This is a genomic window from Pigmentiphaga sp. H8, from assembly GCF_003854895.1.
In the GTDB taxonomy this organism is placed as follows: domain Bacteria; phylum Pseudomonadota; class Gammaproteobacteria; order Burkholderiales; family Burkholderiaceae_B; genus Pigmentiphaga.
On sequence record NZ_CP033966.1, the window covers coordinates 4,990,996 to 5,006,004 of the forward strand.

At 62.3% G+C, this 15,009-nt stretch carries 9 protein-coding genes, 2 tRNA genes and 3 rRNA genes; 3 read left to right on the forward strand and 11 right to left on the reverse strand.

Annotated elements, in window-relative coordinates; genetic code table 11:
* Positions 1-26 precede the first annotated feature (26 nt).
* Entirely contained in the window at positions 27-866 is an 840-nt protein-coding gene (locus tag EGT29_RS23465; protein ID WP_124691250.1) for a DUF3047 domain-containing protein, read from the reverse strand.
* A gap of 255 nt (positions 867-1,121) precedes the next feature.
* Between EGT29_RS23465 and EGT29_RS23470 the strand changes: the two genes are divergently transcribed.
* A complete protein-coding gene (locus tag EGT29_RS23470; protein ID WP_087841749.1) occupies positions 1,122-1,493 on the forward strand; it encodes an SWIB/MDM2 domain-containing protein in 372 nt (123 codons plus the stop codon).
* Between the two features lie 82 nt (positions 1,494-1,575).
* On the opposite strand, the gene EGT29_RS23475 is transcribed toward EGT29_RS23470, so the two are convergent.
* The 7 genes from EGT29_RS23475 to EGT29_RS23505 form a co-directional block, all read right to left on the reverse strand.
* Positions 1,576-2,763, reverse strand: coding sequence for a PQQ-dependent sugar dehydrogenase (locus tag EGT29_RS23475; RefSeq protein WP_238160182.1), 1,188 nt, complete (start codon positions 2,761-2,763; stop codon positions 1,576-1,578).
* Positions 2,764-2,942: 179 nt separating this feature from the next.
* Positions 2,943-3,055, reverse strand: a 5S ribosomal RNA gene (gene rrf, locus EGT29_RS23480).
* A 148-nt stretch (positions 3,056-3,203) separates the two neighbouring features.
* Positions 3,204-6,082, reverse strand: a 23S ribosomal RNA gene (locus EGT29_RS23485).
* A gap of 274 nt (positions 6,083-6,356) precedes the next feature.
* Positions 6,357-6,432 (reverse strand) — tRNA-Ala (locus tag EGT29_RS23490).
* 24 nt (positions 6,433-6,456) lie between these two features.
* Positions 6,457-6,533: transfer RNA gene (locus EGT29_RS23495), tRNA-Ile, on the reverse strand.
* A 128-nt stretch (positions 6,534-6,661) separates the two neighbouring features.
* Positions 6,662-8,192: ribosomal RNA gene (locus tag EGT29_RS23500) — 16S ribosomal RNA — on the reverse strand.
* The 16S, 23S and 5S rRNA genes sit together here with 2 tRNA genes alongside, the layout of an rRNA operon.
* Before the next feature lie 680 nt (positions 8,193-8,872).
* A complete protein-coding gene (locus EGT29_RS23505) occupies positions 8,873-9,649 on the reverse strand; it encodes an enoyl-CoA hydratase (protein ID WP_124691251.1) in 777 nt (258 codons plus the stop codon).
* Between the two features lie 131 nt (positions 9,650-9,780).
* Here EGT29_RS23505 and EGT29_RS23510 point away from each other — a divergent pair, with 131 nt between their 5' ends.
* Together EGT29_RS23510 and EGT29_RS23515 are read left to right on the forward strand one after the other, a co-directional pair.
* The gene (locus EGT29_RS23510) at positions 9,781-10,431 is read left to right on the forward strand and encodes an NTP transferase domain-containing protein (RefSeq protein ID WP_124691252.1); all 651 of its coding nucleotides are present in this window, start codon (positions 9,781-9,783) and stop codon (positions 10,429-10,431) included.
* Positions 10,432-10,551: 120 nt separating this feature from the next.
* The gene (locus tag EGT29_RS23515) at positions 10,552-12,309 is read left to right on the forward strand and encodes a M61 family metallopeptidase (protein ID WP_124692492.1); all 1,758 of its coding nucleotides are present in this window, start codon (positions 10,552-10,554) and stop codon (positions 12,307-12,309) included.
* Between the two features lie 15 nt (positions 12,310-12,324).
* On the opposite strand, the gene EGT29_RS23520 is transcribed toward EGT29_RS23515, so the two are convergent.
* The 3 genes from EGT29_RS23520 to trpD all read right to left on the reverse strand — a co-directional run bounded on the left by EGT29_RS23520 (position 12,325) and on the right by trpD (position 14,997).
* Positions 12,325-13,065 carry a uracil-DNA glycosylase gene (locus EGT29_RS23520; protein WP_238160183.1) on the reverse strand — a complete coding sequence of 247 codons (741 nt, stop codon included), beginning with the start codon at positions 13,063-13,065 and terminating at the stop codon, positions 12,325-12,327.
* 77 nt (positions 13,066-13,142) lie between these two features.
* Positions 13,143-13,931, reverse strand: a complete 789-nt coding sequence (gene trpC, locus EGT29_RS23525; protein WP_124691254.1) for an indole-3-glycerol phosphate synthase TrpC — start codon at positions 13,929-13,931, stop codon at positions 13,143-13,145.
* Between the two features lie 34 nt (positions 13,932-13,965).
* Positions 13,966-14,997, reverse strand: a complete 1,032-nt coding sequence (gene trpD, locus EGT29_RS23530; protein ID WP_124692493.1) for an anthranilate phosphoribosyltransferase — start codon at positions 14,995-14,997, stop codon at positions 13,966-13,968.
* Positions 14,998-15,009 lie beyond the last annotated feature (12 nt).

Consider the following 15,009-nt stretch of genomic DNA (forward strand, 5'->3'; position numbering starts at 1 on the left):
CCTGCGGCCGCTCGGCGGCCCGAATGTCAATCGATAACCGGTCCGTCCGGGAGTTCCCCCAGCGCGGTACGACTTGGTGTCAAAAGCTGAATGTCGCCATACCAGCTTTCAGCATAGCCCCGGGTGTTGTCCGAGTCGGTCATGACCCCCACGCCGATCAGCGTGCCGGGCTCTTCTCCGAACAGCTCGATGTAGTCCTGCACGTAATTGCGTTCGTAGTCCAGCCAGCGGCCCGTGCGCTCGGGACCGGACTCGACCACCTTCAGGCGGATGCGGGACGTGTGGGCATTGGCCAGGTTGGCGCCCACCGGCTTGCCGGTATCCCAGGTGTAGATCAAGGTGGCGTAGGGCACCTCGCGCCCCAGCAGCATGCGCGCGGTCTCGGCCAGCATCTGGTCGCGCAGCGGCAGCTTGCGCCAGTCGCCGTCGAAGGCCAGCACGAGGCGCGCGGGCGCGTCCTCGGTCTCGGGACGGGAACTGTCGGCCCGCTCGATCATCGTGTCGGTGCGCCAGGACCAGCGCACATACGGGGCCTGCGCGGCAGGCAGGTGCACGGGCACCCACATCCCGCTCGCGGCCGATTCCGCCACGGCATGCAGCACCGGGCGCTCGTGTCCGTCCACACTGGCGCGGACGACCTGGTAGCGGGTCCGGGTCTTGTCGGGCCGGATGATCCAAGGCCGCCATCCCCCCGGGGTCTCGCCCACGGTCGAGGACGACTGCGACAGCATCAACGCCGCGGCGCCGTCGACCGGGTCCGCCTGCTCGGCCCGCTCGGGGGTGGGTCCGGCACAGCCCGCGAGCAGCGCCGCGAAAGCCAGCCACAAAGCGGACGAGCGGATACGAAACGGAACAAATGCAAACATCGGCGAGCGCATCCCGGCAAGGGCATGGAGGGCAATGTGACCATTCTACCGGCCATAGCGGCCCGCCAAGCGTTGCATCCCCGTCTAAAACCCCGGGGAAACGCCGTTTCTGTTGGAATTTTGTTGTGGCTTTGCCCAGCAAGGCGATATGCTGCGCTCGCGGGGTTATTCCGCAGTTCTGGAGTCTGCCTCTCGCGCACTGCGGTGTGGCCCTGCCAACGATCTGACGATTGAACCCCTTTTTAGGAGTACAGCATGGCCACAGCCAAGAAGGCGCCGGCGAAGAAAGCCGCGCCCGCCAAGAAAGCCGCTCCGGCTAAGAAAGCCCCGGCCGCCAAGAAGGCCGCTCCGGCCAAGAAGGCCGCGACCAAGGCTCCCCGCAAGGTCAACGCCGCCTTCCTCAAGCCCATGACCCCCAGCGCCACGCTGGCCGCCATCATCGGCCCGGCCCCGCTGCCGCGTACCGAAGTCACGCGCAAGATCTGGGAATACATCAAGAAGCACAAGCTGCAGGATCCCAAGGCCAAGCGCAACATCAACGGCGACGCCAAGCTCAAGGAGCTGTTCGGCAAGCCCAGCGTCGACATGTTCGAGTTGACCAAGATCGTCAACGCTCACCTGAAATAAGCAGGCAGCCCCGTCCGACGGGACTCCCGCCAGCGCCCGGCCAACATGGTCCGGGCGCATCGCAGGCCCGGCCTCGCCCGGCCTACGAACCTCCGGCGCCCGCGCCGCGCAGGATCAGGATCTTCCCCTGCCTGGCATCGGTCAGCAGATACAGTTCTCCCGACGCCCCCATCACGACATCGCGGATCCGGCTGCCCATGCCGGTCAGCAGACGCTCTTCGCGCACGACTTTCTCGCCGTCCAGCTGCAAGCGTATCAACGCCTGTCCGCTCAAGGCGCCGGTGAACAGGCTGCCCGTCCACGAAGGAATGGCCTGGCTGGTATAGAACGCCAACCCGCTCGGCGACACCGACGGCACCCAGCTGTACAAGGGCGGTTCGAAGCCCGGCGGCGACGCCTCCTGCCCGATCCGGCCGCCGCCATACTCTTCGCCGTACGTGTACAGGGGCCAGCCGTAATTCTTGCCGGCGCGCACGACGTTCAACTCGTCGCCGCCCTGCGGACCATGCTCGATCATCCACAATTCGCCAGTACCTGGGTTCAGCGCCGCGCCCTGGGGATTGCGATGGCCCAGCGACCAGATCTCGGGCAGCGCCCCCTTGTCGCCAGCGAACGGATTGTCGCGCGGCACGCTGCCATCGTCGTTGACCCGGACGACCTTGCCGTGATGCGTGTTCAAGCCCTGGGCGTCCGGACGGGTCTGGCGGCTGGAGCGTTCGCCCAGCGTGATGAACAGTTTGCCGTCGCGCGCGAACACCAGGCGGGAACCGAAGTGCAGCGTGCTGGCGAACTTGGGAGACTGGCGGAAGATGACCCGGGAGTCGGCAAAGCGCCAGTGGCCGCCTTCCTGCACCAGCTTTCCGCGCGCGACCGCAGTACTGTTCCCACTCTCGCCCGCCTCGGCATAGCTCAGGTACACAAGTCCATTGCGCGCGAAATCCGGATGCAGCACCACGTCCAGCAAACCGCCCTGGCCACGAGCATCCACCTTGGGTACGCCCTCCACGGGCGCCGAGACCTGCCCCTGCCCCGACACCACGCGCAAGCGTCCGGGCCGTTCGGTTACCAGGGCGCCCCCTTGCGGCAGCAGCGCAAGACCCCAGGGGTGCTCCAGGCCCTCGGCCCAGGTGGACAACTGCACCCCGGCAGGCAACGCCGCGCGAGTCATGGGTACGTCCTGCCCTGGCCGCACGGGCTGGGCCACCGACGTGGCGCCCACCGTGATGCCAAGCGCCACGACCCATCCGGCCATCCAGCGTCCTGATCTCATGTCGTTCTCCTTGTCCGCGATCATTTCTTGACCGGGAAAAAGGCGCAGCCGTTCCCCTGCGGGCCCACAGGAGGTCCTATCACAGGAAACAAGAGGTAGGAAGACGCTACGCGGAATGCGCGGCCGTAAAAGACAAAACCCCCGGCCGGAGTCCCGGTCGGGGGTTTTGGTTGTAGATAGCCTGACAATGACCTACTTTCACAGACGTCCGTCCACTATCATCGGCGCAAAGGCGTTTCACTGTCCTGTTCGGGATGGGAAGGAGTGGGACCACCTTGCTATGGTCGTCAGGCTTTAACTTGTTGGCGGGGTGTTGATCGCGCGCAGGGTTGCTGCGTCGCAGGCTCGAACAACCTGCCCAATTGGAAGAAGCACAACAGTGTTGGTAGCGAGGCTACCTGGTGTGTGACTGCGGCACACGCTACAACCGCCAGGGTTATAGGATCAAGCCGCACGGGCAATTAGTATCGGTTAGCTCAACGCATTACTGCGCTTCCACACCCGACCTATCAACGTCCTGGTCTCGAACGGCCCTTCAGGGGGGTCAAGCCCCCGGGAGATCTTATCTTCAGACGAGTTTCCCGCTTAGATGCCTTCAGCGGTTATCTCTTCCGTACATAGCTACCCGGCAATGCCATTGGCATGACAACCGGTACACCAGCGGTACGTCCATTCCGGTCCTCTCGTACTAGGAACAGGCTCCGTCAAATCTCCAGCGCCCACGGCAGATAGGGACCAAACTGTCTCACGACGTTTTAAACCCAGCTCACGTACCTCTTTAAATGGCGAACAGCCATACCCTTGGGACCGGCTACAGCCCCAGGATGAGATGAGCCGACATCGAGGTGCCAAACACCGCCGTCGATATGAACTCTTGGGCGGTATCAGCCTGTTATCCCCAGAGTACCTTTTATCCGTTGAGCGATGGCCCTTCCATACAGAACCACCGGATCACTATGTCCTGCTTTCGCACCTGTTCGACTTGTCAGTCTCACAGTTAAGCACGCTTATGCCATTGCACTATCAGCACGATTTCCGACCGTACCTAGCGTACCTTCGAACTCCTCCGTTACCCTTTAGGAGGAGACCGCCCCAGTCAAACTGCCCACCATGCACTGTCCCCGACCCGGATAACGGGCCAAGGTTAGAACCGCAAACAAATCAGGGTGGTATTTCAAGGTTGGCTCCACCGAATCTAGCGACTCGGTTTCAACGCCTCCCACCTATCCTACACAGACCGGTTCACAGTCCAATGCAAAGCTACAGTAAAGGTTCATGGGGTCTTTCCGTCTAGCCGCGGGTAGATTGCATCATCACAAACATTTCAACTTCGCTGAGTCTCAGGAGGAGACAGTGTGGCCATCGTTACGCCATTCGTGCAGGTCGGAACTTACCCGACAAGGAATTTCGCTACCTTAGGACCGTTATAGTTACGGCCGCCGTTTACCGGGGCTTCGATCAAGAGCTTGCACCCCATCACTTAACCTTCCGGCACCGGGCAGGCGTCACACCCTATACGTCCACTTTCGTGTTTGCAGAGTGCTGTGTTTTTATTAAACAGTCGCAGCCACCGATTCTCTGCGACCCTTTCACGCTCAGCGCGCAGGCGCTTCACGCTACCAGGGCATACCTTCTCCCGAAGTTACGGTATCAATTTGCCGAGTTCCTTCTCCTGAGTTCTCTCAAGCGCCTTAGAATATTCATCCCGTCCACCTGTGTCGGTTTGCGGTACGGTCTCGTTTAACTGAAGCTTAGAGGCTTTTCCTGGGACCACTTCCAATCACTTCGCGAACAAGTTCGCTCGTGCCACACCCTTGAATTACGCACCCGGATTTGCCTAAGTGCCTTCTTCGATGCAGCAACGGGGACTTCCAACACCCCGATGACATTCCGCGATCCGTCCCCCCATCGCATTAAACGACGGTGCTGGAATATTAACCAGCTTCCCATCAGCTACGCATCTCTGCCTCGCCTTAGGGGCCGACTCACCCTACGCCGATGAACGTTGCGTAGGAAACCTTGGACTTACGGCGAGAGGGCCTTTCACCCTCTTTATCGCTACTCATGTCAGCATTCGCACTTCTGATACCTCCAGCAGCCTTTACAAGCCACCTTCGCAGGCTTACAGAACGCTCCCCTACCACGCACAGTAAACTGTGCATCCGCAGCTTCGGTATATCGCTTAGCCCCGTTACATCTTCCGCGCAGGACGACTCGATCAGTGAGCTATTACGCTTTCTTTAAAGGATGGCTGCTTCTAAGCCAACTTCCTGACTGTCTATGCCTTCCCACTTCGTTTCCCACTTAGCGATATTTGGGGACCTTAGCTGGCGGTCTGGGTTGTTTCCCTCTTGAGTCCGGACGTTAGCACCCGGTGCTCTGTCTCCCAAGCTGTACTTCCAGGTATTCGGAGTTTGCAATGGTTTGGTAAGTCGCCATGACCCCCTAGCCATAACAGTGCTCTACCCCCTGGAGTAATACTTGAGGCACTACCTAAATAGTTTTCGGGGAGAACCAGCTATTTCCAGACTTGTTTAGCCTTTCACCCCTATCCACAGCTCATCCCCTAGTTTTTCAACACTAGTGGGTTCGGTCCTCCAGCACGTGTTACCGTGCCTTCAACCTGGCCATGGATAGATCGTCTGGTTTCGGGTCTACACCCAGCGACTGAACGCCCTATTCGGACTCGCTTTCGCTACGCCTCCCCTATTCGGTTAAGCTTGCCACTGAATGTAAGTCGCTGACCCATTATACAAAAGGTACGCCGTCACCCCACAAGGAGGCTCCGACTGTTTGTATGCATGCGGTTTCAGGATCTATTTCACTCCCCTTCCGGGGTTCTTTTCGCCTTTCCCTCACGGTACTGGTTCACTATCGGTCGATCACGAGTATTTAGCCTTGGAGGATGGTCCCCCCATCTTCAGACAGGATTACACGTGTCCCGCCCTACTTATCGTACGCCTAGTCCCACCTCAGTGATTTCGAATACAGGGCTATCACCTGCTATGGCCGGAGTTTCCAATCCGTTCTTCTATCACCGAAGCTAACTCGTACAGGCTGATCCGATTTCGCTCGCCGCTACTTTCGGAATCTCGGTTGATTTCTTTTCCTCGAGTTACTGAGATGTTTCAGTTCACCCGGTTCGCCTCGTTAACCTATGTATTCAGTTAACGATACCGCCGAAGCGGTGGGTTTCCCCATTCGGAAATCTGCGGATCAAAGCTTGTTTGCCAGCTCCCCGCAGCTTATCGCAGGCTACTACGTCCTTCATCGCCTGTGATCGCCAAGGCATCCACCACATGCACTTAGTCGCTTGATCCTATAACCGTAGCGGCTATAGGCTGGTTTACTCTAGCGTTTGTGCCGTTCCAGAACATGAGCATTCTGGAACTGATATATGCAATCACAACCCGTTGTCCGACAATAACTCCACTGGCTCTTAACCAGCGTGTCGAACAACATTACTGTTGTTGCTTCTTCCAAATTGTTAAAGAACAGCCAAATCGTACTACACCGAGCCAAAGCCCAGCTTTAAGCGCAGCACGCTGCGCTTAAACCTAAGTTCTGGTGATCCGAGGAATTCCCACCGAAAATGGTGGAGGTTGACGGGATCGAACCGACGACCCCCTGCTTGCAAAGCAGGTGCTCTCCCAGCTGAGCTAAACCCCCACAGAAACTTCCGCTTCTGCTAACTGGTGGGTCTGGTTGGATTCGAACCAACGACCCCCGCCTTATCAAGACGGTGCTCTAACCGACTGAGCTACAGACCCATATTCTTCGGATCTGCATCCCAGGCCAAGGAACGTCAAGCATCAACACGCTTGCCCCTTTTCCTCACCGATCCAGCTTAATGAACAACCGATAAGAGTGGACACTTGATCAAGCACTTTACGCGCTGAAAGGAGGTGATCCAGCCGCACCTTCCGATACGGCTACCTTGTTACGACTTCACCCCAGTCATGAACCCTACCGTGGTAAGCGCCCTCCTTACGGTTAGGCTACCTACTTCTGGTAGAACCCACTCCCATGGTGTGACGGGCGGTGTGTACAAGACCCGGGAACGTATTCACCGCGACATGCTGATCCGCGATTACTAGCGATTCCGACTTCATGCAGTCGAGTTGCAGACTGCAATCCGGACTACGATCGGGTTTCTGGGATTGGCTCCCCCTCGCGGGTTGGCTGCCCTCTGTCCCGACCATTGTATGACGTGTGAAGCCCTACCCATAAGGGCCATGAGGACCTGACGTCATCCCCACCTTCCTCCGGTTTGTCACCGGCAGTCTCATTAGAGTGCCCTTTCGTAGCAACTAATGACAAGGGTTGCGCTCGTTGCGGGACTTAACCCAACATCTCACGACACGAGCTGACGACGGCCATGCAGCACCTGTGTTCCGGTTCTCTTTCGAGCACTCCTAAATCTCTTCAGGATTCCAGACATGTCAAGGGTAGGTAAGGTTTTTCGCGTTGCATCGAATTAATCCACATCATCCACCGCTTGTGCGGGTCCCCGTCAATTCCTTTGAGTTTTAATCTTGCGACCGTACTCCCCAGGCGGTCAACTTCACGCGTTAGCTGCGCTACCAAGCTCCGAAGAACCCAACAGCTAGTTGACATCGTTTAGGGCGTGGACTACCAGGGTATCTAATCCTGTTTGCTCCCCACGCTTTCGTGCATGAGCGTCAGTGTTATCCCAGGGGGCTGCCTTCGCCATCGGTGTTCCTCCACATATCTACGCATTTCACTGCTACACGTGGAATTCCACCCCCCTCTGACACACTCTAGTTCGGGAGTTAAAAATGCAGTTCCAAGGTTGAGCCCTGGGATTTCACATCTTTCTTTCCGAACCGCCTGCGCACGCTTTACGCCCAGTAATTCCGATTAACGCTTGCACCCTACGTATTACCGCGGCTGCTGGCACGTAGTTAGCCGGTGCTTATTCTGCAGGTACCGTCAGTTACGCCAGGTATTATCCGGCGCCGTTTCTTTCCTGCCAAAAGTGCTTTACAACCCGAAGGCCTTCTTCGCACACGCGGCATGGCTGGATCAGGGTTGCCCCCATTGTCCAAAATTCCCCACTGCTGCCTCCCGTAGGAGTCTGGGCCGTGTCTCAGTCCCAGTGTGGCTGGTCGTCCTCTCAAACCAGCTACGGATCGTTGCCTTGGTAGGCCTTTACCCCACCAACTAGCTAATCCGACATCGGCCGCTCCAATAGTGAGAGGTCTTGCGATCCCCCCCTTTCCCCCGTAGGGCGTATGCGGTATTAGCTACGCTTTCGCGTAGTTATCCCCCGCTACTGGGCACGTTCCGATGCATTACTCACCCGTTCGCCACTCGCCGCCAGACCGAAGTCCGCGCTGCCGTTCGACTTGCATGTGTAAGGCATGCCGCTAGCGTTCAATCTGAGCCAGGATCAAACTCTTCAGTTTAATCTCTAGATTTGTTCGTACTATGGGTCGAAACCCATGGCACGATCGCTTGCGTACTCAAAGAAATTGCAGATAAATGATTTACCTACAAACTTCTTTATATGAGCACTTGATTTCTTTTGCGTCGATCGACTGAACCGGTTACCCGACCCAACCGTCTCGCACCCAACCAAGTGCCCACACTTATCGGCTGTTTATTTGTTAAAGAGCGGTACTGCCTTTACTGCTTCGCTTCCTTGCCGTTCGCTGCGCTGTTTTGCTAGCGCTGCGTCATCAGCAGAGAAACGAGATTATGAAGAAGTTTTTTACGTCTGTCAAATCGTCGTTAGCGCTGCTAATTTCGATTCGTCAGACCCTTGCTGCGCTACCACCCTGCCGCAAGGCCCCTTCTTTTGGTCGGCTGCTTCGCTGCGCCCGCTTATGCGTAACCGCTGCTGAAACTGCCTTCCTCACCCTTCGCTTGCTTCGCTGCGCTGTTCGCGTTGCGTTGTTTGCGTCGAGAAAGAGACTATAGCACGCATTGAAATCGGCACGCAAATCGATCCAGGCTTTCTTGTCAGTTTCGTGACTGGAATCGGGCCTTTTCAGGCCCCGATACAGCGCGCAAAGCGCGCTGTATCGCCGTTTGGCATGGGCAAAAAAATTTTTACGACTCGCTGGCAGGGGCTCCTGCCCCACTACTACTTATGCTGGAACGACGGAGGGCGCTTGGCGATGAAGGCATCCATGCCTTCCTTCTGGTCGTGCGTGCCGAACAGCGAATGGAACAGGCGTCGCTCGAACTGCATGCCTTCGGCCAGCGGCGTCTCGAAGGCGCGGTTCACCGCTTCCTTGGCCATCATGACCGAGGGCAGCGACATCGAGGCAATGACGGTGGCCATTTCGATCGCCTCGTCCAGCAGCTTGTCCGCGGCCACCACGCGCGAGACCAGGCCCGCGCGTTCGGCCTCGGCCGCGTCCATCAGCCGGCCGGTCAGCACCAGGTCCATGGCCTTGGCCTTGCCCACCGCGCGCGGCAGGCGCTGCGTGCCGCCGGCGCCGGGAATGATGCCCAGCTTGATCTCGGGCTGCCCGAAGCGCGCCGTCTCGGCCGCCACCAGGATGTCGCACATCATGGCCAACTCGCAGCCGCCGCCCAGCGCATAGCCGGCCACGGCCGCGATCACCGGCTTACGGATGCGGCGCAGGGTCTCCCAATTGCGGGTGATGAAGTCCGAGGCGTAGGCCTCTATATAGGAGAGGTCTTTCATCGCGCCAATGTCGGCGCCCGCGGCAAAGGCCTTTTCGCTGCCGGTGATGACCATGGCGCCGATATCGGGATCGGCGTCGAACGCCAGCAGCGCCGCTCCCAGCTCGTCCATCAGCGCGTCGTTCAGCGCATTGAGCGCCTTGGGACGATTCAGGGTCAGCAGGCCGACCCGGCCACGATTTTCGACCAAAACCAGAGCTTCGCTCACGTCCACACTCCTTCCTATATATAGATGTACCCCGGGGGCGCCTCAAGCATACCCGCACCCGCGGCCCCCGCGGCTTGAGTTTCCCCCCGCCATGGCGCACCATCTTCGGTTCCGTATCTCGAGGAAAGGACATGGCTGGAGGAGCAAGCAGCGGCCGCAGCATCATCGGACTGCTGCTGGCCGCGGGCCGGGGATCGCGCTTTTCGGCGGACGGCAGCGCGAACAAGCTGCTGGCCCGCGTCGACGGCCGGCCGGTCTGCGCCGGGGCGGCCCAGGCCCTGCGCGGGGCGCTGCCCCGGGTGGCGGCGGCGGTCTCGCCCACGGCTCCCGGGGTGGGCGAGGCGCTGCGGCAGGCCGGATGCGAGGTCATCGTGTGCGACCGCGCCGCCGAAGGCATGGGCGGCACGCTGGCGCAGGCCGTCTCGTGGCTGTCGTCCCGGGAACAAGCGGCCGGCAACGAAGCGCCCGCCTGGTGCATCATGCCCGCCGACATGCCCTGGGTGCGTGCCGATACCGTGGCGGCGCTGCGCGACGCCTGGCTGGCGCTGCCTCCGTCCCGGCGCGAACGCGCGGTGCTCGCGCCCACCTATCGCCAGATGCGCGGCCACCCGGTCCTGCTTGGAGCGGACTGGGCCGCGGCGCTGGCGCAATTGCAAGGCGACGAAGGCGCCCGCGCCCTGATCTCCGGCCAGGTCACCCCCCTGGCCGTGGAAGATCCGGGCTGCGTTCGCGACGTCGACACGCCGGACGACCTGGCGCCGGGCCCGACGCTCCTGGGATGAGGAGCCCCTAGGCGCTGACGCGCAGCGCCATGGATGACCAACATGAAGGAACCTATGCAACGGACCGCCGTTTCCAATCGCCCCGCGCCTCGCCGGCGCGCGTCCCAGCCGGGCACGCCCATGGCCGAAGCCATCTCTTATCGCCTGGAACTCATCGATCCGGCCGGGCACCGCTGCCGGGTCACGATGTCCATTCCCGACCCCGACCCGACCGGGCAGTGCGTCAGCCTGCCCGCCTGGATACCCGGCAGCTACATGATCCGCGACTTCGCGCGGCAGATAGAAAGCATCGAGGCGCGGGCGTGGGGCCGCAAGATCGAACTGAGCAAGCTGGACAAGCAGACCTGGCAGGCCGCGCCCTGCCGCGGGCCGCTGCAGATCGTCTGCGAGATCTACGCCTGGGACCTGTCGGTGCGCGCCGCGCACCTGGACGAAAGCCACGGGTTCTTCAACGGCACCAGCGTCTTCCTGCGCGCGGCCGGCCACGACGGCGTGCCCTGCCTGCTGGAACTGGTGGCACCGCGCGGCCTGGACTGGAAGGTCTACACCAGCCTGCCCGAGGCCGAGGGGCATCCCCAGCGTGCGCCGCGCCACGGTTTCGGCATGTACCGCGCGCCGGACTACGACGCGCTGGCCGATCACCCCATCGAGATGGGCACGCCCCAGGTCGCCAGTTTCGAGGCCTACGGCGCGCGGCACGAGCTGGTCTTCACCGGCGACATTCCCAACCTGGATCTCGAACGGCTGGTGACGGACATCCGCAAGATCTGCGAGAAGCAGATCGCCTTCTTCGAACCGCGGACGCGGCGGGCGCCGTTCCTGGACAGTTCGGACCGCTATGTCTTCATGACCATGGTCACCGGCGACGGCTACGGGGGCCTGGAACACCGTTCGTCCACCGCGCTGATGACCTCGCGCTCGGACCTGCCCGTGCAGGGACGGCCCGAGCAGACCGACGGCTACCGCAACTTCCTGGGCCTGGTCAGCCACGAGTATTTCCACACCTGGAACGTCAAGCGCATCAAGCCCGCGGCCTTCGCGCCCTACGACCTGGACCGTGAGAACCATACGCGGCTGCTGTGGCTGTTCGAGGGCTTCACGTCCTATTACGACGACCTGTTCGTGCTGCGGGCCGGCGTGATCACCGAACCGGACTACCTGCGCACGCTGGCCAGGACGGTATCCCTGGTGCACGCGGCACCCGGCCGCTTCAAGCAATCGGTGGCGGAAAGTTCGTTCGACGCCTGGACGCGCTACTACCGCCAGGACGAGAACTCGCCCAACGCCATCGTCAGCTACTACACCAAGGGCTCGCTGGTCGCGCTGGGGCTGGACCTGCTGCTGCGGCATGAAACCGGCGGGCGCCACAGCCTGGACGACGTGATGCGGCAGCTGTGGGCGCGTTATGGCCGCGATTTCTACCGGGGCGGCGCGCGCGGCGTCGAGGAAGACGCCATGCCGGACCTGATCCGGGAAGCCACCGGCGTGGACGCGCGCGATTTCCTGCGCCGCCACGCCTACGGCCGCGAGGACGTACCCTTGGCGGAACTGCTCGCGCAGCAGGGCCATGCCCTGACCTGGAAGGCCTCGTCGCCGCTTCCTTCCCTGGGCGTGAAGACCGCGCGCCAGGGGGAGGACCTGCGCCTGGCCACCGTGTACACGCTCGGCCCGGCCCACCGGGCGGGGCTGTCGGCACAAGACGTGCTGGTGGCCATCGACGGCCTGCGCGTGCAGAACGGCAACCTGGACAAGCTCCTGGCGCGCTACCGGCCCGGCGACCTGGTCGAGATCCATGCGTTCCGGCGCGATGAACTGCGCCGGTTCACGGTGAAGCTCGAGCCGGCGCCGGAAACGGAGTGCGTGATCGCGGCGGCCTGACCCGGCCGCCGGCCCTCACCAGGCGACGGGTTCCCGCCCCTGCTCCGCCAGCCAGCGGTTGGCGGTTTCGAAATGCCCGCACCCCAGGAACGGCACCGGCGGACGCCGGGCCGACAGGGGCGAAGGATGATTGGCCATCAGCACCAGGTGTCTGCCGCCGGGCGGCAGCAATGCCTGCTTGGCCTGCGCGTGCGCGCCCCACAGCATGAAGACCTTGGGCGAAGGTTCGCGCGCGATCGCGGCGATGACCGCGTCGGTGAACGCCTCCCAGCCCTGCTTCGCGTGCGAGGCGGGCGCGCCGTCTTCCACGGTCAGCGACGTATTGAGCAGCAGCACGCCCTGCCGGGCCCACCGTTGCAGATCGTTGCCGAAAGCGGCGGGATTGCCGCCGAAGCTGGCCGCGATCTCGTTGAAGATGTTGCGCAGGCTGGGCGGCCGCTTGAAGCCGTCCGGCACCGAGAACGCCAGGCCCTGGGCCTGGCCGGGGCCGTGATAGGGATCCTGCCCCAGGATCACGACCCGGGTGGACTCGGGCGTGGCCAGATCCAGCGCGCGGAACGGCAAGGCCGGATAGATCACCGCGCCCGCTTCCCGGCGCAGGTCGACGAAGCGCCGCAGCGCGTCGAACGACGGGCTGGCCAACGCCTCGGCCAGCAAATCGCGCCAGCCGGCAGGCAGGCGATCCACGTGGCCTTGCAGCGGTTCGGCCAGGCGGTTGTCCGGCTCCGCCGCGAACAGATCGGCGGGCGCGCTCACTGGACTACCCTCCTGTCGCTGCGCGACATCCTCCCCGAGGGAGGTCGCGCGCCCTTCGGGCGGCCGGGCGGGCGCGCTCATGCGAACAGCCGCGACAGTTCGGCGCCGGGATCGGGCGCCCGCATGAAGGCCTCGCCCACCAGGAAGGCGTTGACGCCGTACTCGCGCATCTGGCGGACCTCGGACTGGCCCAGGATGCCGCTTTCCGTGACCACGCGCTTGCCGGCCGGAATACGTGGCAGCAGGTCGATCGTGTTCTGCAAGGAGACCTCGAAAGTCCGCAGGTTGCGGTTGTTGATGCCGAGCAGGCTGGTACGCAATTCCAGCGCCGTATCCAGCTCGGCCGCGCCGTGGACCTCCACCAGCACGTCCATGCCGAGTTCCAGGGCCAGCGCTTCCAGGTCCCGCAACTGCGAGGGCGCCAGCGCGGCCACGATCAGCAGGATGCAATCGGCGCCCATCGCACGCGCCTCGACCACCTGGTAGGCATCGACGATGAAATCCTTGCGCAGCACGGGCAGCGCGCACGCGGCGCGGGCGCGGCGCAGGTAGTCCTGCGATCCCTGGAAGAACTGCACGTCGGTCAGCACGGACAGGCAGGCCGCGCCATGCGTGGCATACGAGGCCGCGATCTCGTCGGGCTGGAAGTTCTCGCGCAGCAGACCCTTCGAAGGCGAGGCCCTCTTGATCTCGGCGATGACGCCGGACTGGCCCGCCGCCACCTTGGCCTCGATCGCCTGCGCGAAGCCCCGCACGTCCTGCCGGGCCTCGGCTTCGCGCCGCAGGTCGGACTCGCTGCGAAGCAGGCGCGCGGTGGCGACCTCTTCGGCCTTTACTTCCAGTATGCGTTGGAGAATGTCACTCATGACCCACCCATCAAGATTCCTGTGCGAAGGCGGCTTATTGCGCCGCCTTCCTGGTGAACGATACGAACTCGTCCAGCCGCGCGCGCGCGGCGCCGCTGGCGATCAGCTCGAAGGCCTTGCGTATGCCCTCGGCCACCGATGACACGGTATTGCCGGCATACATGGCCAGGCCGCCGTTCAGCGCGACGATGTCGCGCGCGGGGCCTGGTACGTTGGACAAGGCTTCCAGCACGAGTTCACGGGATTCGTCGCGATTGGCGACTTTCAGGCTGCGGTTGGACACCATCTGGAGACCGAAGTCCTCGGGATGGATCTCGTATTCGTGCACTTCGCCGTCGCGCAGCTCGCCCACCATGGTGGCCGCGCCCAGCGAGGCCTCGTCCATGCCGTCCTTGCCGTAGACCACCAGCACATGCTTGGACCCCAGGCGCTGCAGCACCCGCACCTGGATGCCGACCAGGTCGGGATGGAACACGCCCATGAGCTGGTTGGCGGCGCCGGCCGGATTGGTCAGCGGCCCCAGCAGGTTGAAGATGGTGCGCACCGCCAGTTCCTTGCGGATGGGCGCGATGTTCTTCATGGCCGAGTGGTGAACGGGCGCGAACATGAAGCCGATGCCGGTGGCTTCGATGCATTCGGCCACGGCCGCGGACGGCAGCATGACGTTGGCGCCCAGCGCCTCCAGCACGTCGGCGCTGCCCGAGGACGACGAGACCCCGCGATTGCCGTGCTTGGCGATCTTGGCGCCGCCGGCCGCCGCCACGAACATGGCCGCGGTCGAGATGTTGAAGGTATGCGCGCCGTCGCCGCCGGTGCCGGCCAGGTCGACCAGGCGGTCGGTATCGGGAACCTGCACGCCGTCGGCGAACTCGCGCATGACCTGCGCGGCCGCGGTGATCTCGCCTATGGTCTCTTTCTTGACGCGCAGGCCCATGATGAGCGCGGCCGCGGTCGCCGGCGACATCTCGCCGCGCATCAGCATGCGCATCAGCGACAGCATCTCGTCGTGGAATATCTCGCGGTGTTCGATGCAACGCACCAGCGCTTCGGTCGGGGTAATGGACACCATGGACTCCTT